The following is a 25,102-nucleotide window of genomic DNA, read 5'->3' as shown; positions in this document are numbered from 1 at the left end:
AAAATCAACAGTTTTTCATGGCTTAATATATACCTTTTTAATTACCACGATTACACGAATTCTAACAAGAGAATAAATATAAAAGCTAAACGGTCATTTAAAAATTGTTTAGAGTTCTAGTGAATTTATATAGTGATAAATATTTCTATGAATAACACTTGTGATGAATAACAAGTGCTTTAACTGATTGAGAATTTTCGGACTGTGCTAGCAAGTGAGTAAATTGACTTGAATAAAAAGAATGAAAAGAATAAAAAGAATGAAAAGAAAGAGTTTAATCTTTCTTTTCAGAGCTCATGTGCATAGGTTCTATTTCTAACACTGGAGAAGCATCAAGTTCGCTGGCATCCATCATAGAAGCGATTCTTTGCATGGAAGAAAGTAAAAGCGATTGCTCCCAATTTTCTAAGCTACAGAATTTTTGAATAAAATGTTCTTGTAAGGGCTGCGGAGCATCAATTAATGAGTTTCGACCATCATCCGTTAAAAATAAACTCACACGGCGTTTATCTTCAGAACTACGTACTCTTTCAATTAAACCTCTGTTTTCCAAGCGATCTAATATATTGGTTACGGTTGCAGCACTTAAGTTAATTTGTTTGGCTATTTGACTTGCTGTTACGCCTTTAACTCGTGCAATTTCTTGCATGATCAGCAACTGCGGACCTGTGAGTCCTGATAATTTATTTAATTGTTTTGAATGCAAGTCAATCGCGCGAATAACCTTACGGATTGAGATCAGCAATTCTTCATATTTTTCCATTGCAAACGTTTTCTGTCGTTATTTTTCGTAAGAGTACCATAAAAGTGTTCAAGATGAATTAACGTGCGTGAATGTAGAAATAAAAAAACAACAAATTGTAAACAAAAAATAGTGAGCCAAAACTCACTATTGATTATTGATATGATCTGTTCAAACTAAGCAAATACTTGCACGCTATCATCTATGATTCGCGTTTGATAAGGAGTAACGGCGAGGTTTTCATTATCTAAACATTTACCTGTCTGTAAAGAAAAGCGTTCTTTATAAAGTGGTGAGGCGACAAATAACTCGCCATTATAATCGCCAACTATACCACGGTATAAAACATTTGCTTTACCCGCTGGATCCCAGTTATTGATTGTTTGAACTTGATCATCAGCTGTTTGAAAAATAGCAATTTGCTGGTCATTCTCAAGTAGGGCACAAATACCTGAATGTTTAACTAAGTCATTTTTATGGCAAATGGTTTGCCAGTTTTTATTCGCTGTCATGATTACTCCTCCAATCCTAATAGTAAAGTTAAGCGGGTTCTGTTTGTTGAGTTGAAACGCTTTCTAACGTTACGGTGTCAATTAATAAGCCTGATGCGGCTTTTTCTTCCAAAGTAGCTGGACGAATTTGTTCACGTTCGGTGATAAATTGGATACTTGAATCGGTTTTATCTGAGTTAACAAATTGGCGGAAACGTTTTAATTGCTCAGGGCTTTCAATGGTGGTTTTCCATTCACATTGATAAGTAGCAACAACGGCTTCCATTTGTTTTTCTAGTTCATCGTTAACGCCTAAATGATCATCAATCACGACTTTTTGCATATACTCAAGACCACCTTCAAGGCTTTCTAACCAAACAGAAGTACGTTGTAAGCGATCCGCCATGAGAACATAAAACATTAAGTAACGGTCAATATATTTAACTAAGGTTTCATCGTCTAAATCTGTAGCAAATAAATCACCATGTCTTGGCTTCATACCACCGTTACCACTAACATATAAGTTCCAACCATTTTCTGTTGCTATCACGCCAATATCTTTACTTTGTGCTTCAGCACACTCACGAGTACAACCTGATACAGCAAATTTTATTTTATGAGGTGAACGTAAACCTTTGTAACGGTTTTCTAATCGTATTGCCATTGACATACTGTCTTGTACGCCATAACGACACCATGTGCTTCCAACACAAGATTTTACTGTCCGTAGCGATTTACCATAGGCATGGCCTGTTTCCATTCCCGCCGCAATCAAGCGCTCCCAAATAGCAGGTAATTGATCAATGCGAGCACCAAATAAATCGATACGTTGACCACCGGTTACTTTGGTATATAGATTATATTCTTTGGCAACTTCACCAATAACAATAAGTTTATCTGGTGTCACTTCACCGCCTGGCATACGCGGTACAACTGAATAAGTACCGTCTTTTTGCATATTACCTAGATAAGTATCATTGGTATCTTGCAGTGGTAAATGATCGTCTTGCAAAATATAATCATTCCAGATTGACGCTAATATTGAGCCGACGGCCGGTTTACATATTTCACAACCGACGCCTTTACCGTGTTTCTCAATTAAGGTATCAAAGTTTCTAATTTTTTCCGCTTTGATGATATGAAACAGCTCAGTACGGCTGTAAGCAAAGTGATTACAAATATCAGTGCTGACTTCAACACCACGTTTGGCGAGTTCGCTGTCAGTAACATTTTTTAGTAAGGCGGTACAACCACCACAGCCAGTACTGGCTTTCGTTGATGATTTAACATCGCCAACATCTACAGCGCCGCAATCAATTGCTGCGATAATGTCGCCTTTCGTTACGTTTAAACATGAACAAATAGTTGCAGAGTCGGGCAGGGAATCAACACCTAGGGTTGGCTTTTCACCACCACTACTGGGTAAAATTAAAGCATCTGGATTGTCAGGTAATTCAATGCCATTTAACGCGTATTGCAATAAAGCATCGTATTCACTCGTGTCACCAACTAAAACAGCTCCTAATAATGTTTTACCGTCTTGGCTGACCACCATTTTTTTGTAAACACCGTCGCGATCATTTTGATAAGTAAAGCATTGTGCGCCTTGTGTTTTTGCGTGAGCATCACCGATAGAGCCAACTTCTACGCCCATCAATTTTAATTTGGTACTCATGTCAGCGCCAGTAAAGCTTTCTTCACCGCCTTGAATATGACTAGCGGCCACCTTAGCCATGGTGTAACCAGGTGCAACAAGACCAAAAATAAAGTTATTCCATAAAGCACATTCGCCAATGGCATAAATGTCTTGGTCTGATGTTTGACATTGATTGTTAACAACAATACCGCCGCGTTCGCCAATCTCGATATCAAATTCACGCGCTAAGTTATCGTATGGACGAATCCCTGCAGAGAATAAAATTAAATCGGTTTCTAAATGGCTGCCGTCCGCAAACTCCATGCGGTGTACAGCAGATTCGCCATCAACAATTTGTTTTGTCGCTTTTTCGGTGTGAACCGTTACGCCAAGATCTTCAATTTTCTTTTTAAGCAGCGCACTTCCAGACTGGTCAAGCTGAATGCCCATCAATTGAGGGGCAAATTCAACAACGTGAGTATCTAATCCTAATTCTTTTAGTGCATTCGCAGCTTCTAAACCAAGTAAACCACCACCTACTACAACACCTACTTTACCTGTGTTGGCTGATGCTTGAATGTCATCTAAGTCATCAATGGTTCGATAAACTAAACAGTGTTCGCGCTCTTTACCTGGAATAGGTGGTACGAAAGGGTATGAGCCTGTGGCTAAAATTAATTTGTCGTATGAAAAACTTTGACCTTGCTCGGTAGTTACTACTTTACTTGCTTTATCTATTTGCGTAACTTTGGCATCTAAATGGAATTCAACCCCTAATTGGCGGTAAGTTTCTGGTGTGGTTAACGCTAAATCATCGGCAGTTTTACCTGCAAAATATTCCGATAAATGAACGCGGTCATAAGCGAGTCTTGATTCAGCTGAAAGTACCGTAATATGGTAGCTGTCGTCTTGAGCTAATTGTTCTACGAAATGGTGACCAACCATACCGTTACCGACAACAATAATATTTTGTTTCTTTTTAGAAAACGTTTTCGATTGAGTCTGTGCGTTTGAACTCATAATATACTTCCTACGGCTTTTTTATTAACGTTAAATGCACACAAGACAGATGTAATACACACGTTAACTTTATGTTTTTTCTTTAACACAGCAAAGGTAATGCCATATAATAAAAGCTATATTTAATAATGACTTATAAAATTTATGTGTGAAATTCTAGCGAGTATTGCACTAGTTTGAACGTAAATAGCACTATTGGTGTGCAAGTAAAAAAGTGCAAACTGGTTGCGTATTTAAGTTTGTTTTTTGAACTGACATCATGAAAAGTTTAATGACTAAGATGCAAATCACTTACTCATTTGCATTTTCATTATCTGATTTTAAACAGAGCTAGGGGCAAGACAGCTCTGAAACCGACAATAAAAAGAATAGAGGATGCAAACTTGCAAATTCAAAGTCATCACCACGTGATAGCCAATGTTTTGAAGTGGTTAAACACAAATGAGCCTGTTTGGTTATGCACTATAACCAGTACTTGGGGATCTTCACCAACACCGGCAGGCACATTAATGGCCTATAGCTCAAAATATGGTGTTGCGGGCACATTATCGGGTGGCTGTATCGAAGAAGATTTATTGGAAAAAATGCAGCAGGGAACTTTGCTCGTGAACCAAAACCATCAGCAATATCCTATTGAAATGGTTTATGGCGGCTCTCAAGAAGAACAAGCTAAGTTTGTTTTGCCTTGTGGCGGGCAGCTTCACGTTTTAGTGGAATATATACAACCATCAAATACTAGTATTGAGCATTTTTCATCACTTGATCGTTTTTTAGCTAAACGTGAGCTAATTGGCAGAAAAGTTATGGCAAGTTCTGGGGAGATGTCGTTACTAGAAAAAAATATTCAACGGGGCATCACAAGAGTTGCTAGCAATGACGAAGATGAAGTATACATTGAACATGTAATGGGACCTGCGTATCAAATGTTACTAATTGGTGCCAGTGAGGTCGCGCGATGTGTGGCACAGCTTGCACAATCGTTAGATTTTGATGTGTCAGTGTGGGATCACCGTGAAGAATTTATTCGCAATTGGGCAGTAGCAAATGTGTCTATTTATCAAGGCTCGCCAGAAAAGTTGATCAATGAAAAATTTGCTGATGAAAATAATGCCATAATTGCTTTAGCACATGATCCCCGAGTAGATGATTTTGCTTTAGTTGACGCCTTATCCACCAAAGCGTTTTATATTGGTGCCATAGGCTCTCAAAACACCTGTAGAAAACGAAAGGAACGCCTGATGAATTATGTGGAAGACGTGGCAAGTTTAGATAAAATGCATTCGCCTGTAGGCCTAGACATTGGCAGTAAAACGCCGTTTGAAATTGCTATCTCTGTACTGGCACATGTTATCCAAGAAAGGCGTTATTTAGAGCAGTCGTTACGAAAATAATGTGCGGATGGTTTAGTAAACCGACAGATATGGGGGACAAAGTTATCCCCTTTACTTAGACTCTGTTAGTTCTGATACATCGTCTTTTCTTACGTGCTTTTCTTACGTGCTTTTCTTCGGAGCACTTATTGTACCGTTGCAGTTTGGTTGCTGCTGGAAAATCTAAAAAGTAGCGATAATTGCCTGTATTAGAAAGATGATTGTGATCTTGAATGCTAGTTTCAGAGACGCTGTTATGTGGAAAGCGCCAGTAGCTAAAAATTAGTTATTGACGCCATAGTCTCTTGTTAGGGCTTATGATCTGATTTATCTTCTAGTTTTTTTGACTTTGGTGATGGTTTGCCCTCTGAGAGGTGTGTATCTTTAGCGCTTACAAATACACCACCAACTTTAGTAGAGAACTTTTTAATATCACCCGCAATTAAAACTACATTCTCTCTAAGGGATTTGTATTCTTTAACAACTTTATATGAACCAGCAATAGTGAGGACTGAAGCTATATCAACATTTTGAAGTGTTAATAGAAATTCGGCTATCAAACTTCCTTTACGCCAATATGTATCAACGGATAAATCTGAATCAACCCCGTGCACTTTCAAAAGGCGCTTCATTTCTTGATGGAAATGAGCAGCCATTTCTTCAAGAAGTTCATCTTCTATATCCTTGCCGAAACAATTGCTATGGATTGTTATTGTGAATAATTGCAATAGTCTTCTCCTTAGTTAAAATACACTTCTGAGCCCTAACGCCGCACAAAGCGGACTAAAATAGTGGGTTAAAATATGTAGCGAACCGAAACGTAACCCACTGTTTTAGTTGCGTTTAAGTGCTTTGTTATGTGTGTTTACTTTGTTATTAAGTTAATTTGATTTGTCAAAAACTCTACAAACTTCTTAGTTGAACCGAAATAGTTTGGATAGGCTTGCTTTAGTGCTCGTACATCCGATGCAGAAACCAATGCTGAAATCGCAATATTATCATCCAAATCTGCTTCATTTAAATGTTCCAATGCTATAGAACTATCTTTAAGACGGAAAAATTTAACGACTACTTTTATTTGTTTTTTTTCGTTATCAGGGTGATACATCTTAACTAAAAACATCCCCTGACCACTTTTACTTTTCCTTGAAGCTTTTTCATTAGTCGTAAAGTTAATAGCCAATGTATAACGTGCAATTTTAGGGATTACTTTTAATTCATCTGATAATTTTGCAAGTTCAATTCGAAGGCTATTCAATTCAACTTGGTTATCGATAATGCAAGCACCTTCTTGATGAGCAACAAGCCTTCCTGCTAATGAAAAAAAATTACGCCATTGCTCATGACCTTCATGACTAGTTTTTAGGCTTATCTGCTCAAGAGTATCAATAATCTCAAGGCTTGTAGCCCAAGCATGTTGTAGCTCAGTTCGTAGTTGCACCTCGACTTTTGCTTTCTTCCATTCGTGAGGTTCAATTAGTCCTTCATAACAGCTATAAACCAAGTGAACGCCACCATAGCCACTTTCCTTTGGAATTAAATAGTCACGTATCTTTATAATTTTATGGACAGAAGTACTTTTCTCTAATTTTTTTTGTAATGCTTTTAATTTGCTAATATCTTTAACTATTACTCTACAACCTGCTATATCTTGCATTCTAGTTAATTTTATAGAGTTAGAACTCTCACCATCAAGAGTTGATCTTTCTAGTTTATTAACTATCGTTGCTAGACGTTTTAATCTCCTAGCAACATTAGTTTTGCCAGATACTTTTGATGATGTCCTAACAAGATGATTTTTCAAAAGCATTAATGGATATAAATGAAACTCCCTAAAGCCTTGAATCGTTTTAATAGCCGCTAGCCTTTCCTCACCTGAAATTCCGTGGCGAATTGAAGTCGCAGCTCTATCGATTTCTTTCTTTGAAGTCGCAAGCGGTTTCTTTTGGTTTTTGTATTGCAGATTACTCAAATGAATTCCTTTTACGCTTAACGCCAAATAAGGGGCTGATTAATAGTTTGCTAAAATGTGAAGCGGAGCGAAATCGAGCAAGCTTTTAGCAGTCCCGCTTTATTTTCTTGTGAGATGATTTTAAGCCATTTCATCTTGGTTTTCTTCTGTAGCTGAAGTATTATCAGGCAGTAAATTACTCATATCGCCAAGAAGATTTGATATTTCTTTTTTAGCTCCTTTTACTTCTTTAACAATATCAAAAACTCGATTACATGCAGCTGATAACCAAGTTCTTTTATCCAATATCTCGACACTTTTCTTAAGCATTTCTATTTGTCTACGCATTTCATTCATTTGCTGATGATTTGCGTTGAGTTTTTCATAAAGAGTTTCTAACTTTTCTTCAAACTCATTCATTTTATTATTAACAACTGATTTTTCATCTTCCGTAAAATGATCGGCAGCTGTTTTACTCTGATCAAAGCTGGCAAAAAATTCGGCTCTGAAATTTTCTAATTCATTATCTTCAGGAGCCGCAATTCTAAAATCTTCTTCAATTCGAACAGCCCAGCTGTAAGCTCTACTTTGGGCATTATTTAAAGTTTCGTGATCAAACTGTTCAATTTCATTTGAAACATCTCCAGGTGACTCAATACTTACAAATTTAAATCTATTTTGTTTTGGAGGGGAAACTTCTTTTATAGTGAATTGAAATTTTTCATTTCCGAGGAAAGTCACTTGTAATACGTGATCTTTTTGGTTTACTGAAAAATCAAACATATGTCTTGAGAAAGCAGTTTGGTCAAAGTTCTTTTTCATTCGTTCTATTACTGCAAGTCTAATAGTTGCCATAAATATTCCTTAATGCTCCAAACTTGATTAATCATCTAACGCCCTGTTAAGATGCTTTTTGCAGTTGGCTAAAATGTTAAGCGAAACGGAACCGAGCCAACTGTTAGCAGTCCCGTACTTAATGCGCTTGTTAGGTGCCGCCGCCCGACCCACCTGTTGAATTATCTTTCTGCCGTTTTTTTAGTTTACCGATATTGGTATTTGAAAATACACTTATTTTGTCACTTGGAATTAATTCATAGGTTTCATGAAACTCTTGGGATACAACATCAACTTTTAAAGAAAGCCATTTGTCATTGTATTTTCTAACCAAAATGAAACTTGGTCTTTCTTTAGACGTTAGAAAGTGTTCTTGCTTATTTGCTTGATAGCCGCCAGCTAGGTAGGAAAAAATGGAGAAAAGATAGATAAATATAACTATTAAAAATGGTGCTATGCCTGCTTTTTCTACCAACTTGTCAGTTACGGAGTCGAACTCTAAGTCTTGTTTCCTAGCTGCCGCAATCTTATTTCCAAACCCCTTAATATGGCGATGAGACCAAAGAGGCCACAAGATGTCTTTGAAAATAATTGGAGTAGCCACAATGAATAGCAGCACTTGTATTTGCTCTATTGGTTTGTCGAATATGAGTCCGAAGCCAAAAACTAGGAAACAGACGAATAGAAGCCTATACAATATGTATCTAAGAGCCTCTGTTACTCCTGACATTGCACGCCGAATAAAATCAAATACGATGAAAAAGAAAAACAAACCACTTACAACCGATAACGAGTTAAGGAGAACTGAGTTTAACGCAATTTCAATAAAGCTTCTTGGAAGCTCAAAATAGTTAAAGTATCCAAGTTCGTAAACGAAAGCGACCCAATAGCCTAATGCAGGTATCGCTGCAAGAATGATACTTTCTGAAAATAATTTGAAATTTTTCGTCAAACTTAAATCCTCAACTTCCTTGTGAAGCACCTAACAGCTTAATTATAAGAAAAATTCTCTCAATCATCGAAGAATATTTTCTCTTTTTATTATTGATATAAAAATACAATACGTGAACAGTTAATGTTTATCAATCACTTATAAAGCTTAAATTCTAGTTGTTCCGTAAAATAAAAGGGGGGAATAAAAGAAGGGTAAAAGGTAAATAAGCTTTCAGTCTTTAGCATGAAAGCTAACTTGGATTTAATTTACTTGTGGTGGTGCTGTTCTTGGGTGCCATTCCCACCATTGTTGTTCGCCTTCTTCTTTGGCATCTTTAGGTTTTTTGGTTTGGTAAATGTCCCATGTCACTAAAAAATCGGGGTTTTCAATTTTAATTTTTGGGTTACTAGTATTGAATGTTCCCTTAGGTGAGTTGAACCAGCAAGAAAGGTTTGCAGGTAATATAAATTCAGGTTGGCTTGGGGTAGTGGTTTTATTTTCATCTTCAATATCAAGTGAAAGGGTGATCCCCATTTCTTTATCAACCGATTTTACGGTACCAGCCAGTAATGTTTGTTTTAAGGGTTTGTCATCAACACTGAAATAGCTTAAGGCAATTAAACAACGTTTATTTATGGTGTCTTCAAGGTTTTCTAACATGAATGGTTCTCAAATATTTGATCGAGAGATATTCTTTAATTTTAGCAATATCTCTCGAATCTCTTAATCTAATATCGGGATTATTTGATAATAGATTAACTTAATGGGCTAACGGCGCAACACCTGTAGCAGGGTTGTCTGCTAAGCCAATGTCTCTAGCGTGTTGCTCGAATCCTTTGTTTTTCCAGAAAAATGCACCCGGCATTGTCGTTGGAATAACAAGAATATAAAACAAAGCTCTACCAATAACGGCGGTTGCACAATTCACTAGCGCTAAAACACTCCATAATACTAATAATGAATTGATATCATTAAAGCCTAAAATATTAGCCGTTAAAAGCCCAACTGCTGCTAACGTGTTTAAAGCGAGTAGGGTATTTCTAAATACGTAAGTTTTACCAAAAGTGGTGCATTGAATGTAATGTGCAGCCCCACCTTCATTATCGCTACTATTTAAGTCTTTGTTATGTTTAATTAAGCCGATACCTTCTAGTAATAATCCTAAGGTAAATACACTGGTAAATACTAATAATGCTTGGTTCGTTAATTCAGCAGAACTGTCAGAAATGATAAGTGTTGCTAGCACAATAACGCCACTCACTAATGCACCTAACGATAAACTATTCCCTAAAAATGACGTTGCCGTTTGAATGTGATGCCAAAAAGGACGTGCTTTAATTTGGTAACACTTATTCATGTAGTAAATACCGCCAGTACCCGCGAGTAAGGCAAATATACCAGCCGACACTTGTAGATTAATTAATGGCAGACCATTCGTTAATTCAACTAAGTTTACTGCGAATAAATCGACGCTTAACTCATTTACCCACTCGTTCATTGGTAAGCTAAATAATGCAGTTAAACCACAACCCGCAGAAAACATGGCCAAACCAAAACCTTCGCGTGCCATTGGCGAATATCTTAAGTTATTAAAACCGCGGTAAAAGCGCATAGGTTTACCTAAATGAGTAACACTCATTAATAAGGCAAACGCTGTCATTAGCAACGAAACAATCGTTAGTGGTAAAAACATCTCTGATTTTACGAAAGCGGTAAACGCTTCAACGCCAAATAATGCCGTTAAAAATGGAATTAAAAACGTACCAAATGCTGCTTGAGCAAATAAGGTAAATAGTACTAATGGATTTTCTCTACTGTTAAGTTTTCCAAAATTCCAATGTTTCGCTTTACCTGCTTTTTGATCGATAACTGACTTATAGTAACCTTCTTTATCTTTATGATATTTAACAGGCATAGAATCGGTACGATTCATTTCATCCGGTAAAGTTTTTGTTTGTTGAAAACGGATATTTGGATGAGTAATTTCTGGATCAGGGAAACCCGGAATACTGGTTTTACACTGTTCACGGTTTTCTGGGGTATTTTCGATTACGCCAAAATCTAATGCGTTACCGACACAAGCTGAAACACACGCAGGTTTTAACCCAACCTCTAAACGGTCAACACACATATTACATTTTGATACTTGTCCTTTTACAGGATCAAGTTGTGGGGCATTGTATGGGCAAACCCATGTACAGTAACCACAACCAAAACAGGTTTCAGGATCTTGTAAAACTGCTCCATATTCCGCATGTTTGGTATAAGCTTTTGTTGGGCAACCTTTTAAACAAACAGGGTCATCACAATGGTTACATGCCATAGATATGTTCATACGCTTATAATCAGGGTAAGAACCGCCTTCAACATAACCTACTGAACGAAACGCTAAATGAGCGGGGTTTTCATTTTTCTCCGAACAGGCTGCTTCACAAGCGTGGCAACCAATACAGTTATCAGCGGTGAAGAAAAAACCATGCTGTTTATTACGATTTGGGTTTGTGCCTACTTCGGGGTTTTCATTAATAAACATTGAGCGTTCTTTCGGTAAGCCAGAAAGGTCTACACAATCAATTAATTGCCCGTAGCGGTTTTTTTCTTTGATTTCACTTTTATCTTCGTGAGTGGGTAAAAACGCATAATCTTGCTCTTGCGTTCTCACTTCCCAATGATTAGATCGTCCTGCTTGCTCGGGTGAAGCCACAGACATTGTTGCAGGATCAAAACTGCCTACACTTAAATCAACAGGGTCTTTAGTTTCAATTTTTTTATCTATTACATTATTCATTTTAATGCCTTGTCAGCTAAATAATACGGCTTAATGATTTTTCTTTTTTCTAAAATGCACGTCGTTCAACATTGAGTTGTGCGGCTTCTTTTTGATCTACTTTGTCGATTCTGACGGAGCCTTGTTTAAAAGCGGGTTGTCTTGAATGCGGGTCTAATAAACCTAAAGTTAAGCGGTTCACACAATCATGAAAATGAAACGGGATAAATACCATGTTGCGCGGAACACGTTGAGTTAATTGCACCATGACAACAGCGTCACCACGACGACTTGTCAATCGCACATAACTTTGATGCTCAATACCTAATTCAATTGCTGCATCAGGGTTCATTTCCATATACGGAGTAGGGCTGAACTTATTACAGTTTCCGATTTTTCCGGTACGTGTTCTTGTGTGAAAATGCTCAACGACGCGACCACTGTTTAACCAAAACGGATAGTCTTTACATGGCTGCTCATTATTATTAAAGAATGAAATCGGCAGTAAATTTGCTTTACCTGATTTTGTTTGAAACTGTCCGTCAGTGTATAAGCGCGGATCACCTTTTAAGGTTTCTTCTTCACCTTCAGCCGTTTCGCGATAAGGCCATTGAATACCACGTGCTTTGATAATTTTTTCATAGCTCATGCCTGAAATGTCTAACGTTCTTTCATTGCCGTAAGCATTGGTGCCTACCGAAAGCTTTTTCATTTCGTTAAATGCTTGCTCTGGTTCGTCAGGAAAATGAATAATATTGCCATTATCAAAACGTTTTGCCATTTGGTTAAATATCCAAAAATCAGGTTTTGATTCTTTATATGGCTCAAGGGCATTATCGATTAAGTTAACGCGACGTTCAGTGTTGGTATGACAACCTTGTTTTTCAGCCCATACAGCAGCAGGAAAATAAACGTGTGAATATTGATTCATTTCAACATCTTCGTAGACGTCTTGTACGACAAGGAAATCGAGTTTTTCTAACGCCTTACGAATTCGACTGGTGTCTGGCATTGATGTCATTGGATTCGTAGCAACTATCCATAAGCCTTTAATTTCACCTGTTTCAATGGCCGGAAAAATATCGGTTTCAGCTAAGCCTCGTTTTTTAGGGAAGAACTCAGGATCAATGCCCCAAAAATCAGCGATTTCTTTTCGATCTTCTGGATTTTCAAGGTAACGATATCCAGGTAAACCCGAGCAAGAAGACCATTCACGAGTGCCCATCGCATTACATTGACCGGTAATTGATAAACTGGTGCCACCCGGTTTGCCGATGTTCCCTGTGATTAAGTTTAAGTTATTAATATTGGCAACACCGTCAGAGCCATGGGTTGATTGGTTTATGCCCATTGTCCAAATGCTCATCGCGGCTGGCGCTTTGGCGTATAACCTTGCTACAGTACGAATTTTATCTTCATCAATACCACAAATATGTTGAGCAGATTTTGGATCGTAATCTTGAACTAAGGCTTTAACTTCTTCAAAACCTTGAGTATGTGCGTCGATATACGCTTGATCTTGCAAACCTTCATTGATGATCACGTGCATCATGGCGTTGATTAATACGCAATCGGTACCCGGTGTTATCGGTAAATGAATATCTGCAAATTGCGCTAACATTGTGACGCGAGGGTCAACAACAATAAGGGGAAATTTTCTTTTTTCTAATGCTTCTTTTAATCGCCAGTAAATAATAGGGTGTTGTTCAGGTAGGTTTGAACCAAACGCCATAAAACAATGAGTATGTTCAAAGTCATCATAACAACCCGGAGGACCGTCAGAGCCAAAGCTTCTTTTATAGCCGCTTACCGCTGACGCCATACATAGTGTGGTGTTACCGTCATAATTATTTGTACCAATACAGCCGCGGGCAAGTTTACCCAGCGTATAGAATTCTTCAGTTAGAAGCTGTCCGGTTGAGATAATAGCGAATGCGTCGCGTCCGTATTTGTTTTGTATCTTTTTTATTTGTTCTGCGGTGGTATCTAAAGCGTGGTCCCATGAGGTGTTCTCAAATTTTTCATAATGTTTATTTCTGATTAATGGTGTTGTACCACGACCAGGACTTTCAAACAATTCATGTTCAAGTAAACCTTTAATGCATAATTTTCCGCGATTTACATCTGCGCCCGCATGACCTCTTGAAGTAACAAGCTTTTTGTTTTCGTCTAATCCGATCTCTATTGAACAACCGGTAGAACAATAATTACAAGTGGTATATTTCCACTCTTTTACTTTTTTAGCAGGAATAGAAATAGGTTTTCTTTTCTTTCGCCCAAACAACATAGCGTATTCCAATTTATAAATTTAAAGTGCGTGTGTCTGTGATTTGCAATAATCGCACCGAAAATAAATTCTTTATAAATCAATGGTTAATGTGTTTTTGACCTAGGTATGTTGAACTATAACAGGGCTTTTGCGCTATGATGGTGCGGGTAGAGGATTAACCGATGCTAGCTTGTTCATTTTGAACAAAACGAAAAATATTAATTGGTTAGCGAAATTATCAGTAAGACAAAAAGGATCACAGACATGCCTTGCCAGAATTTTATTGGATCTCGTTGTAGTATCGGCTGTTTTTTATATTCTTCAATGGCAGATAAATTTGGTTTAGTAAGGTCTTTTTGAAACTCTGAAAACGCCTGATAACGTAAACTGGGATCTGGCTCTGTGCATTGTTTTAAACAAAGGTCTAACCAAAAAGGGATATCGTGACGAAACTGTTTGATACTGCGATATTGCCAATCTTGAAAACCTGTTTGCGTGACTTCTGCTCTGTTCATTGGTTTAAATGGTAATTCGCCGGTTAACATTTCATAGCAAATAACCCCTAATGAAAATAAGTCACTCATATTGCTCGACTGCATAGATAGCAAGGTTTCTGGCGCTATATAATTTAACGTGCCTTGTGGTACTTCATCTTTAATCGAGTTAATGTCTTCGTCTAACGAAGCGATAGAAACTGTACCGTAATCTATCAGCTTAATTTGTCCGTATTTATCGATCATAATATTGTCGGGCTTAATATCACGGTGAACAAGTTCAAGTCGTTGAAATGCACGCAATGCTGAAATAACTTGCGTTATGATATCTCTAACCTGTGCGATACTAGGAGAAGGGTTATCGTGCATCCATTCAGATAACGTTTGACCATCGATATATTCACAAATATGGTATAAAAATCGACTGTCATGACAATCTGAGGTGACCTTCATTATGTTAGGGTGATTAATTCGTTCGCCTACCCAGGCTTCTCGCATAAATCCTTGTAGGTAAAGGCTGTCGTCACTAAAATTTAAAGACGGTACTTTAAGCACCGAAGTTTGTTTATCGAGAATGTTTTCAACCAAATACAAATGTGAACGCGTGCTGGAATGTATCGCCTTTCCAATAATGTAATTATCAATTTTCATTCCTGGTTCCATCGCAGGCGGAATGGCTCTTTCTCTAATATCCCTTTCTATTTCATTTAACTGACGATTAGGTGTTTGCGCTACATGTACTAATAAACAACTGACGTTATCATCACTGCCATTATTTATTGCAGTGTCTGTGATGGCTCTACTTGCCGCTTCTAACTCCTGATTCGTCGGTTTTTCAGTTAGTGTAGTTAACATTTGAGTGATTGTTTTTTTGTCGACAAAATCATGAACACCGTCACAACTGATAATGAAAATATCGTCGTTTTGCACATCAATTTTATGATAATCAACTCTTAGGCGACTATCTGCTCCTAGTGCCCGCGTTAAAATATTACTTTGGTTGCCTTGTTTTCTATTGTGATCTTGCGTGATTATTTCAAACTGGTTTGCTCTTAATCGACTAATTCGAGTATCACCAATATGAAAAATATAACCGGTTGTTGATTTGATAATAAGTGAGGAAAGGGTAGTGAACCATTGTTGGTTACGCATCGAGTTATCATGCAAGTCGATATTATCAGATTGTGAAAATAACCATTGATTTAAACTGGTGAGTACTTTTGACACCGATTTTTCGGTAGACCAAGTTTCAGGCGTTGCATAATAATCTTGAATAAGTTGAGTTACCGCAAGCTGGGCTGCTTTCGCGGCATGACTTGCGCTGCTTACTCCGTCAGCTAAAGTTGCAATTGCACCTTTAGCTGATAACACGGAATGAGTAGGATAAGAAACCGCAAAGGCATCTTGATTTTCATCTTTGATCCCTTTGCGTGAATCGCCCCCAAAACTTAACTGTAATGCAGTTATATTGGCTTTGTTAAGTGTTGAGGTGTTTTGCTGTGTTGTCATCTCGTTAAGTTACATTAATTAACTCTATTGAACCATCTTCTTTTACTTCTGTGATAGTGCCATTTGGCTCTTCCATAAAGAGTAGTGTGATAAAGCCAACTACAGCGGTGGCAGCTATGACTAAGAAGAATGTTTGATAACTTACCATAGACAATACCGTTAAATATACTACGGCTCCAACATTACCGTATGCCCCGGTCATGCCTGCTATTTGCCCTGTTAAACGACGTTTAATTAGAGGCACAGCCGCAAATACCGCACCTTCACCAGCTTGAACAAAAAACGAACACGCCATTACTGCAACAACGGCTAGGGCAAGAGGCCAACTGCTATCTATAGTCGACATAGTGAAATAACCTAATGCTAAACCTGCTGTTAAAATCAATAACGTTTTCTTACGGCCAAATTTGTCGCTGAGCCAACCGCCGCCTGGGCGAGACATTAAATTCATAAAAGCATACATGGATGCAAGTAAACCAGCGTAAACCATATCTAATTCAAACACTTCGGCGAAAAATAACGGTAACATTGAAATAACCGCAAGCTCTGAGCCGAATGTTGCAAAATACAGCACGTTCAGGACTGCTACTTGTTTAAATTTATATTGATGAATCTTATCGACTGGTTTTTTAAATATATGACCATTGACTTTATAGGTTTGTTTTACTTCAAAAAGATATAAAGCCACTAGTGATACATAGGCGATTAATGTGGTAGTTTCGGTTAGTAAACTCACACCACTTGGTGAAAGTTTCCAAGCAAGGAGGGTAAGCGCACCATACATAGGAAGTTTCATGATTAATAATAACCAAAAGTCTCCGACACTGGTCACTTCCATCGCACCTGTTTGTTTTGGTTTAAAATAGGTAGAGCCTTTAGGTGTATCCGTTACATTGTAATACCAAACAAAGCTAAAGACTAAACTCATCAAACCTGACAGGCCAATAGCGTATCGCCAGCCGTCTTCTCCGCCAAAAATTAATGCAATGGCAGGTAAAGACATAGCGCCCGCAGCTGAGCCAAAATTGCCCCAGCCACCATAAATACCTTCAGCAGTGCCTAATTCATTAACAGGGAACCATTCGCTGACCATTCGAATACCGATAACAAAACCTGCCCCGATAAAACCTAGTAAAAATCTAGATATAGCGGCTTGTTCAAAGTTGTTTGCTGTAGCGAACATAAAACAAGGAATACTACAGAAAAAGAGAATAAACGAGTAAGTGAGTCTTGGGCCGTACTTATCCGTTAACATACCGATAATCACCCGCGCGGGGATTGTCAAAGCAACGTTTAAAATTAGTAATGTTTTAATTTCACTACTGCTTAATCCTAAGCTGTCTCCAATAACCGCTAATAACGGGGCATGGTTAAACCAAACGACAAACGTAATAAAAAATGCCATCCAGCTTAGGTGTAAAATTTTTATTTTTCCTGTGAATGACCAGAGTTTAAAACCTGCTTGTCCACTCATTATATTCTCCCAAATATTGATTCATCTTAATTAATATCAGTAAAGCAAAGTGAGTGCCACGGCAGTGAAATAAATTTAATCATTTAAAAACAAGGGTTTATACATGATGCTTCGTTTAAGGTGCAATGTGATTTGCACTTCTAGAGAACTTTTGCACGTTTTAAGTGCATGTTAATAGGGTAAGTATTCTAATAAGTGTCTTTTATTTCATCTCATCGTCTTTTGTCGATAGGCAGTTAGCTGTGATAAAGGCTTTGATTGAACAATTGAAATTGAGACGAAGTGGGTGGATTATCGAGATAACCAACGAGACCACTTAAGCGGCTAACAGTAGAAGGTATTTTGTTGAATGCTAATGAATGTTAACCTTGATATTTTACTTAAGTCAGCAATGTAGCTGAGAAGGGGGCTGAAGCAGCAGGCTAAACGTCGCTTTAGCATTCGTATCTGTTTTCTTTTAAATGATAAATAAATGACGACATTCTGCTATTGCTTTATTAAAACTATTGGCGTTATTGGCATGATACTGTGGCGACATATAAAAACCTACTTGAAAACCAAATTGTTTTTTTATTGTTAGCTTAGTGTCGGGGTGTTCTAGCCTAAATTTATCTAAAATAAACTTTGAGATCACGATCACTTTTAGTTTCCTAGCCAATAATAATGTAAATAACTTGCTGTGTTCATCAGAGAGATATATATATTTATAATTTAAAGCGGATAATTTGCTATGTTGTGCTGAGCCGCGCATGGCACCAACGTCTAATTCTCGGTCGGCCATATCAACGGATTCGTCTATGGCTACCCAAGAGTAAACCCCATCATTGACATATTCACTGCGGTGAGCTTTTTTATCACGCTCTTGATTAAAAATTAAGGGGAAACTTGCATCCAATTTATTATTTTCGACCATTTTCATCAGTCTTAAAAGGGGGTAGCCTTGCCAATCTATAGCTGTTTGCAAACTGTCTTCCATGCATTTAAACAGCGGCTTATGCTCAAAAACGTTAGCGGAGATATTTCCCTTTGAGTAACTACTATGGTCAATATTTGGTACGCCGACACGGATACTTTGTGTTTGACAGGCGAAACTAACAAAAACCAGTAAAGGTATTAAAACTTTATGCATTTTCAATCCTTATCACAATTAAATTGAAAAATATAAATGTTACTTTGGGTTAACCATTTCAAATGAAGCAATTATAACAATGATAACTTGTGAGGAAGAAAATAACACGAATACTACGAAAAAACACTTCGATTAATACTCTTCAAGGGCTAATTTATATTTCTGTTTAATTTGCAAATGTTCTTCGCTGATATTATTGAGGGCAGTTTGGTATTGTTTAATAATGCTATCAGGTGTTTCAATATTAAAAGCAATATAATTGGCGAACTTGTTTACCTGCCATACATTTTCATATTTGGTATGATCAAAATTAAGTTGTTGCGCTAAATGTTGGAAGCCATGAATTGTTGCAACTAACATGTCTACGCGACCCGTTTCCATCATTTTATATGCAAGTTTGAGTTCAGTGACTTTTGCAATATTTTGATTTGGAAAGCCTAATTTTATCAGTGATATCTCAGAAATATCGCCTCTGACTGCAGCAACTTTGTATTCAAATAATTGAGTTAATTCTGTAAAGTTAAACTGATTTGATTTTTTCGTCATTATGACATGAGTGGAATTAAAAATAGGCCCTACCCATTTAAATAACTTTTCACGTGGTGGTGTTCTAGACATAGTGAATAAGGCGCTGTTTGGTTTATCTAAAGTATTACGATAACCTCTTGCCCAAGGCACTATGTTGATAAATTGTTCAGGTTGTTTAAGTTCTTGCCAAATGGCTTTTAGCGTATCAACCGTTATGCCTTTTAATTCGCCATTTTCAAAATAATTTGCTGGCGGGTAAACTTCAGTATAAAACGTGATTTCTGGTTGTGCAGCTTGTTCATTGGCATTTAGTTGCAAGCTAATTAAGCAGAAAAAAAACGAGATAATGACTTTATAAACATTGAACAAAAAGCCACGATTAAACGTTAATTTACAGTTGCTTAACTTATGCTCTAACTTATAAAGTACCAAAAATTTTATCTCCCGCATCACCTAAACCTGGTAAAATGTAGCCTTGTTCATTTAATTCTTTATCTATCATGCCTATAAATAAATCTACATCAGGGTGAGCTTCTTGTAAAATTTTTATGCCTTCGGGCGCAGCAACTAAAAATATTGCTTTAATGTGCTTACAACCAGATTGTTTTAATAAATTAAGAGTCGCTAAAGCCGTACCGCCCGTCGCTAACATAGGGTCGATGATTATGGCTTGTCGCTCGCTCACATCATTAACAATATTTTGATAATAACTGATAGGTTGTAAGGTCTCTTCATCTCGTTTAAGACCGACCACACTCACCTTAGCACAAGGTAAAATTGATAATGCACCATCAAGCATACCTAAACCAGCGCGAAGAATTGGTACTAAGGTCGGTTGTTTCTCCGCTAATAAAGGGGCAGAAATTACGCCTGACCAACAGGTTAAAGGTTTGTTTGCTAATGTTAATTGTGTCGTTGCTTCTATTGTCAGTAACACTGAAAGCTCTTTAGTGAGTTCTCTAAACGACTTAACTGATATTTTATCGTCACGAAGTAAACTTACTTTATGTTTTACTAAGGGGTGATTACTAGCATATACCGCCATGAGTTATCCTATAATGTGAAACTTATTTAACTGTAGAATACTTAACTATTTTTACCAAACTAGTGCTTTGAAGTGACTACGACATAAAGATTCGTATTTTTCATTTCCGCCTACTTCAATTTGTTGTCCGTTAGTCACAGGCTTTCCGTTGACATCTCGACGAATAACAAAATTAGCTTTTTTACCACAATGGCAGATAGTTTTCAGTTCAATAAGTTTATCCGCCCAAGCAAGTAGGGCAGCGCTGCCATTGAAAGTTTGCCCTAAAAAATCAGTTCTAATGCCGTAGGCTAAAACCGGAATTTTTAAATGGTCAACAATATCAGTTAACTGTTTTACTTGCTCAGTGGTTAAAAACTGTGCTTCATCGATTAAGACACAATCAATGTGATTTTGTTGTTTGAGTTGGGTCACTTCATTTAAAATATTGCTTTGTTGATCAAACAATTTTGCTTCGGCATTGATCCCCAATCGTGAGGATACTTTGCCTTGGGCAAAGCGGTCATCAATTATCGCTGTATATAAAACAGTATTTAGACCGCGCTCACGATAATTATAAGAAGATTGTAATAAATGCGTAGATTTACCCGCATTCATCGTTGAATAGTAAAAATATAATTGGGCCATGGTTTATCAGTTAAATGAAGTTGTAAATAATGAAATAATCAATCGATTCTTAATAAGTTGATTGGTCTTGGTTAACGTTATTTGCTGATGTTTCATCAGCACTAAGCGTTAATAATAAATTATTAAGTAAACCACTAGCACCGAAACGAAAATGAGTAGGGCTAAGCCATGAAGAACCCAAAATATCCATGCCTAAAGTGAGATATTGCGCGGCGTCTTCAACATTTTTTACTCCACCAGCGGCTTTAAAACCGATATTAGGGTTTAGCTGTTTAATGACTGTTAACATGGTTTTTGCCGCTGGAAGTGTCGCATTTATTGCCACCTTACCGGTTGAGGTTTTTATAAAATCAGCACCCGCTTTAATGGCTATTTCGCTCGCTTTGGTGATCAGTTCATCGGTTTTTAATTCACCTGATTCAATAATAACCTTCAGTAAAATATGACTACCACAAGCACGTTTACAAGCATGTACTAAATCAAACCCTATTTGCTCATCACCTTGTATTAAGGCGTGATAAGGAAAGACGACATCAATTTCATCAGCGCCTAAGGCGATTGCTTCAGCGGTTTCTTTTACCGCTTGAATGATGTCGGTACTGCCATGTGGAAAATTGGTCACTGTAGCAATTTTAATGTCATTACTACCTTGTGATGCAAGTTGTTTTTTCGCAATAGGAATAAAGCGAGGATATATACAAATTGCAGCCGTATCACCCGCTGTCGACTTCGCTTGTTTACATAAGTTTATGATATCTTGCTCAGTTTCTTGGTCCGTTAAGCTGGTTAAATCCATTAACGATAAGGCAAGTTTGGCAATCTCTTTTTGTGAAGACATATTCAATTCTCTTATAAACTGATAAATACACCAGCGATAGCGGCACTCATTAAATTGGCAAGTGTTGCAGCAAGCATGGCCTTCATGCCTAACTTGGCAATGTCAGGACGTCGATTAGGTGCCATTGAACCAATACCGCCTAGTAATATGGCAATTGAAGATAAGTTAGCAAAACCACATAACGCGAACGTGATGATAGCTTGAGTAACAGGACTAAGTGTGTCTTTTATTTCAACAAAATTGACATAGGCAAAGAACTCATTGACGACAATTTTCTGTCCGATAAAACTACCCGCTTGTAGCATTTCATCCCAAGGTACCCCAATTAAAAAAGCAAATGGTGCAAATAAGTAACCTAAAATCCATTCGATAGTGATACCTTCAAATCCCATTGCCCCAGTGACTCCAGTAACTAAGGAGTTTAGTAAAGCGATGATAGCGATAAAGGCTAATAGCATCGCGCCAACATTTACGGCAAGTTTTAATCCAGAAGCCGCGCCGGAAGCTGCAGCGTCAATGACATTCACGGGTTTCTCTTCATCTTCAGGAATGTCAATATTGGTTGTGTTAATTTTGTCATGTTCAGTTTCTGGTAGGATTATTTTTGCCATCAATAATCCACCAGGAGCCGCCATAAATGAGGCAGCAATGAGATACTTAAGTTCTACGCCTAAGCCAGCGTAACCCGCTAATATTGAACCTGCTACAGATGCTAATCCACCTACCATTACGGCAAACAGCTCAGATTGTGTCATTTTTGCAATATAAGGGCGTACCACTAATGGCGCTTCGGTTTGGCCAACAAAAATATTCGCCGTAGCAGATAATGATTCTGGCTGGCTGGTTTTAAGAAGTTTTTGTAATCCACCACCTATGATCCGGATCACCCATTGCATAATATTAAGGTGATATAACACGGCAATAAGTGAAGAAAAGAATATGATCACAGGAAGAACACGAACCGCAAAGACAAATCCAACGCCATTTTCAAACATCGCATCTGTACCTAAGCCGCCAAAGAGAAAGTTTATTCCAGCTTTAGCGCTATCAATAACACCTTGCACCCCATTGGTGAATGAGCCAAGCAGATCCTTGCCAAAAGGTACATAAAGCACAAAGGCGCCTAACATTAGTTGTAAAAGAAAGGCTAAGCCAACGGTTCTAAAGTTGATAGCTTTACGATCTTTGGAAAAAAAATACGCGACGAGTAATAAAGCTATGATGCCAATTACGCCATGCAGTGCCGCTAAATTCATAAAAACCTCTTTGTATATTTTATTATTGTGGTTAGTGGAACAAGGTTATTTTTGGTACTGATTAATTAATTGACGAATTTTCGCCTTTAATACTTCTATTGCCATTCTATTTTTACCGCCTTTGGTGATCACTAAATCAGCCCAAGATTTTTCCGGTTCAATATGTTGATAATACATTGGTCGAACCGTTTTAATATATTGATTAGTGATTGATTCGATACTGCGGCCACGCTCAACAGTGTCACGTTGAATTCTTCTGATCAAACAAATATCTAAAGGCGTATCCATATACACTTTTATATCAAAGCAGTCGCGTAATGTATGATTAGAAAAAAGCAATATTCCTTCGACTAATATAATAGACGTTGGGTTCAAAGGTGTTGTTTGATCTGTCCTTGTATGCGTTTGATAGCAATAAATAGGTGTTTCAATCGATTGATTATTCAATAGTTGGGTTAAGTGTTCAGAGAGTAATTCATGTTCGAAAGCATCGGGGTGATCATAGTTAGTTTGCTCTCTTTCAGCCATAGGTAAATGATCTTGTGCGCGGTAATAAGCATCTTCCTTGATGATTGAGATACTATTTTCGCCGAATTCACCTAATAGTTCATCATAAATCGTTTGGGCAAAGAGGGTTTTTCCTGAAGCTGAAGCGCCGGTGATAGCAATAATTGTTGGTTTAATCGTTTGCAATGCTAGTTGCCTTAAAAGAACTAAAATTAAATAAAAGTAATGAAATAAAATACATTTTTGTTGGCTAAGTATAATTTAATTACCAATCTATACTCAATATTAACGTAGCAAATGACTCGATACGCTATAACTATTTATTGATTAGTGCTAAATTAGCATAACTTGACTAGTTGGTCATGAAGTAAATTAAATAAAATCAATTTTTGGAGTGAAATGTGGCTAGAGCAATAATTTTAGTAATGGACAGTTTTGGCATAGGACATGCTCCCGATGCTGACAAATTTGGCGATGTTCCTGCAAATACTTTCGCTCATCTTGCACAATATTACTTTGAACAAACTCAGCAAAAAATTTCACTGCCAAACCTTGCTTCAATGGGTTTGGTAGATGCGTGTTTAGCGGCGGGTAAAGAAACTTTTCCTATCGAAAATTACGGTTTAAGCCAAGGAGCGTATGGTTATGCTGCGGAAATTAGTAGCGGTAAAGATACACCAAGTGGTCATTGGGAAATGGCAGGCGTGCCTGTATTGTTTGATTGGGGATACTTTCCTAAAACGGTGCCTAGTTTTCCAAAAAAATTGATTGAATCGATCAATAATGCGACGGGTTTTGCTGGAGTTTTAGGTGATTGTCATGCTTCAGGCACGGATATTATTGCTAAGTTAGGCAATGAACATATCAAAACGGGTTTACCTATTTGTTACACCTCTGCAGATAGTGTCTTTCAGGTAGCGGCTCATGAAGAACATTTTGGTTTAGATAACCTATATAGCTATTGCGAAACCGTTCGTGAATTACTGGATGATTATAATATTGGTCGCGTCATTGCTAGACCGTTTATTGGCGAAAATTCTGATGATTTTGTCCGTACAGGAAATCGACGAGATTATTCTGTTTTACCGCCTGCGCCGACCGTTTTAGACAAATTTTGTCAGGCCGGTGGACATGTGATCAGTGTGGGTAAAATAGCCGATATTTTTGCTCACCAAGGGATCAGTGAAAAAACAAAAGCAACCGGTATTGATGCTTTAGTTGATGCTACCATTTCACATTTAACTAGTGCACAAGATAACAGTTTAATCTTTACTAATTTAGTGAACTTTGATCAAGATTTTGGTCATCGACGAGATGCAGTTGGCTACGCAAAAGCACTTGAAGCGTTTGATAAACGGCTTCCTGAAATTTTCGCGGCGATGAATAATGACGATGTATTATTTTTAACCGCAGATCACGGCTGTGACCCTACGTGGCACGGCAATGATCACACACGCGAATACGTGCCAATGTTGGCTTATCATCATGATATTGCATCGGTTGATCTCGGTGAGCGTTCAACTTTTGCCGATTTAGGGCAAACCATTGCTGAAATGTTTAATCTTGAAAAGCTTGAATATGGTCAAAGTTTTTATAAAAACTTATTTAAAAAACACAATTAATATAAAACAATCGCTATAATGTCTGAGATTATAAGAAATTCTTTTTAACTATATAACAC

The 25,102-nt window shown here is 37.5% G+C and carries 21 protein-coding genes and 1 pseudogene; 3 read left to right on the top strand and 19 right to left on the bottom strand.

The genetic code is table 11. From position 1 onward, the window contains the following. Window positions 1-274: 274 nt before the first annotated feature. The 3 genes from RM573_RS01140 to nirB all read right to left on the bottom strand — a co-directional run bounded on the left by RM573_RS01140 (window position 275) and on the right by nirB (window position 3,889). Complete coding sequence (locus RM573_RS01140) at window positions 275-763, bottom strand: MarR family winged helix-turn-helix transcriptional regulator (RefSeq protein ID WP_311575978.1); 489 nt, start codon at window positions 761-763, stop codon at window positions 275-277. Between the two features lie 155 nt (window positions 764-918). Then, the gene (gene nirD / locus RM573_RS01135) at window positions 919-1,254 is read right to left on the bottom strand and encodes a nitrite reductase small subunit NirD (RefSeq protein WP_311575975.1); all 336 of its coding nucleotides are present in this window, start codon (window positions 1,252-1,254) and stop codon (window positions 919-921) included. Between the two features lie 28 nt (window positions 1,255-1,282). Beyond that, a complete protein-coding gene (gene nirB, locus RM573_RS01130) occupies window positions 1,283-3,889 on the bottom strand; it encodes a nitrite reductase large subunit NirB (protein WP_311575972.1) in 2,607 nt (868 codons plus the stop codon). Window positions 3,890-4,272: 383 nt separating this feature from the next. Here nirB and RM573_RS01125 point away from each other — a divergent pair, with 383 nt between their 5' ends. Then, window positions 4,273-5,280: an XdhC family protein gene (locus RM573_RS01125; RefSeq protein WP_311575968.1), complete on the top strand. Its 1,008-nt coding sequence runs from the start codon at window positions 4,273-4,275 to the stop codon at window positions 5,278-5,280. A 143-nt stretch (window positions 5,281-5,423) separates the two neighbouring features. After that, window positions 5,424-5,545: pseudogene (locus tag RM573_RS01120) on the top strand (IS110 family transposase); the annotation flags it as partial. A gap of 22 nt (window positions 5,546-5,567) precedes the next feature. Here the strand turns inward: RM573_RS01120 and RM573_RS01115 are convergent. From RM573_RS01115 to udk, 16 genes are all read right to left on the bottom strand, one after another. Next, the gene (locus RM573_RS01115; RefSeq protein ID WP_311575965.1) at window positions 5,568-5,987 is read right to left on the bottom strand and encodes a hypothetical protein; all 420 of its coding nucleotides are present in this window, start codon (window positions 5,985-5,987) and stop codon (window positions 5,568-5,570) included. 137 nt (window positions 5,988-6,124) lie between these two features. Continuing rightward, the gene (locus RM573_RS01110) at window positions 6,125-7,231 is read right to left on the bottom strand and encodes a RelA/SpoT domain-containing protein (protein ID WP_311575962.1); all 1,107 of its coding nucleotides are present in this window, start codon (window positions 7,229-7,231) and stop codon (window positions 6,125-6,127) included. 120 nt (window positions 7,232-7,351) lie between these two features. Further along, entirely contained in the window at window positions 7,352-8,065 is a 714-nt protein-coding gene (locus RM573_RS01105; protein ID WP_311575959.1) for a hypothetical protein, read from the bottom strand. A gap of 130 nt (window positions 8,066-8,195) precedes the next feature. Then, window positions 8,196-8,996: a hypothetical protein gene (locus RM573_RS01100; protein WP_311575956.1), complete on the bottom strand. Its 801-nt coding sequence runs from the start codon at window positions 8,994-8,996 to the stop codon at window positions 8,196-8,198. 243 nt (window positions 8,997-9,239) lie between these two features. Continuing rightward, window positions 9,240-9,638, bottom strand: coding sequence for a hypothetical protein (locus RM573_RS01095; protein ID WP_311575953.1), 399 nt, complete (start codon window positions 9,636-9,638; stop codon window positions 9,240-9,242). Between the two features lie 100 nt (window positions 9,639-9,738). Beyond that, the gene (locus RM573_RS01090) at window positions 9,739-11,766 is read right to left on the bottom strand and encodes a DmsC/YnfH family molybdoenzyme membrane anchor subunit (RefSeq protein ID WP_311575950.1); all 2,028 of its coding nucleotides are present in this window, start codon (window positions 11,764-11,766) and stop codon (window positions 9,739-9,741) included. 49 nt (window positions 11,767-11,815) lie between these two features. After that, on the bottom strand, window positions 11,816-14,032 hold the full coding sequence (locus RM573_RS01085) for a molybdopterin oxidoreductase family protein (RefSeq protein ID WP_311575947.1): 2,217 nt from the start codon (window positions 14,030-14,032) through the stop codon (window positions 11,816-11,818). Between the two features lie 200 nt (window positions 14,033-14,232). Further along, window positions 14,233-16,017 (bottom strand): bifunctional protein-serine/threonine kinase/phosphatase, encoded by a 1,785-nt coding sequence (locus RM573_RS01080; RefSeq protein ID WP_311575943.1) that lies wholly within the window; start codon window positions 16,015-16,017, stop codon window positions 14,233-14,235. A gap of 4 nt (window positions 16,018-16,021) precedes the next feature. Beyond that, the gene (locus RM573_RS01075; RefSeq protein WP_311575938.1) at window positions 16,022-17,491 is read right to left on the bottom strand and encodes a NarK family nitrate/nitrite MFS transporter; all 1,470 of its coding nucleotides are present in this window, start codon (window positions 17,489-17,491) and stop codon (window positions 16,022-16,024) included. Window positions 17,492-17,948: 457 nt separating this feature from the next. After that, window positions 17,949-18,620, bottom strand: a complete 672-nt coding sequence (locus tag RM573_RS01070) for a transporter substrate-binding domain-containing protein (RefSeq protein WP_311575933.1) — start codon at window positions 18,618-18,620, stop codon at window positions 17,949-17,951. Window positions 18,621-18,752: 132 nt separating this feature from the next. Then, window positions 18,753-19,580: a substrate-binding periplasmic protein gene (locus RM573_RS01065; RefSeq protein ID WP_311575930.1), complete on the bottom strand. Its 828-nt coding sequence runs from the start codon at window positions 19,578-19,580 to the stop codon at window positions 18,753-18,755. Beyond that, a complete protein-coding gene (gene upp, locus RM573_RS01060; protein WP_311575926.1) occupies window positions 19,567-20,193 on the bottom strand; it encodes a uracil phosphoribosyltransferase in 627 nt (208 codons plus the stop codon). The genes RM573_RS01065 and upp overlap by 14 nt, the downstream gene beginning before the upstream one ends. Before the next feature lie 51 nt (window positions 20,194-20,244). After that, complete coding sequence (locus tag RM573_RS01055) at window positions 20,245-20,820, bottom strand: thymidine kinase (protein ID WP_311575920.1); 576 nt, start codon at window positions 20,818-20,820, stop codon at window positions 20,245-20,247. Window positions 20,821-20,869: 49 nt separating this feature from the next. Further along, on the bottom strand, window positions 20,870-21,658 hold the full coding sequence (gene deoC, locus RM573_RS01050) for a deoxyribose-phosphate aldolase (protein ID WP_311575914.1): 789 nt from the start codon (window positions 21,656-21,658) through the stop codon (window positions 20,870-20,872). 11 nt (window positions 21,659-21,669) lie between these two features. Beyond that, window positions 21,670-22,914, bottom strand: a complete 1,245-nt coding sequence (locus tag RM573_RS01045; RefSeq protein ID WP_311575909.1) for a NupC/NupG family nucleoside CNT transporter — start codon at window positions 22,912-22,914, stop codon at window positions 21,670-21,672. Window positions 22,915-22,959: 45 nt separating this feature from the next. Then, on the bottom strand, window positions 22,960-23,598 hold the full coding sequence (gene udk / locus RM573_RS01040) for a uridine kinase (protein WP_311577397.1): 639 nt from the start codon (window positions 23,596-23,598) through the stop codon (window positions 22,960-22,962). 224 nt (window positions 23,599-23,822) lie between these two features. On the opposite strand from udk, the gene RM573_RS01035 reads away from it, so the two are divergent. Next, a complete protein-coding gene (locus RM573_RS01035) occupies window positions 23,823-25,043 on the top strand; it encodes a phosphopentomutase (RefSeq protein WP_311575905.1) in 1,221 nt (406 codons plus the stop codon). Window positions 25,044-25,102: the final 59 nt, after the last annotated feature.

This window comes from Thalassotalea castellviae (assembly GCF_031846185.1).
In the GTDB taxonomy this organism is placed as follows: Bacteria; Pseudomonadota; Gammaproteobacteria; order Enterobacterales; family Alteromonadaceae; genus Thalassotalea_H; species Thalassotalea_H castellviae.
This window is presented reverse-complemented; position numbering and strand designations above follow the sequence as displayed.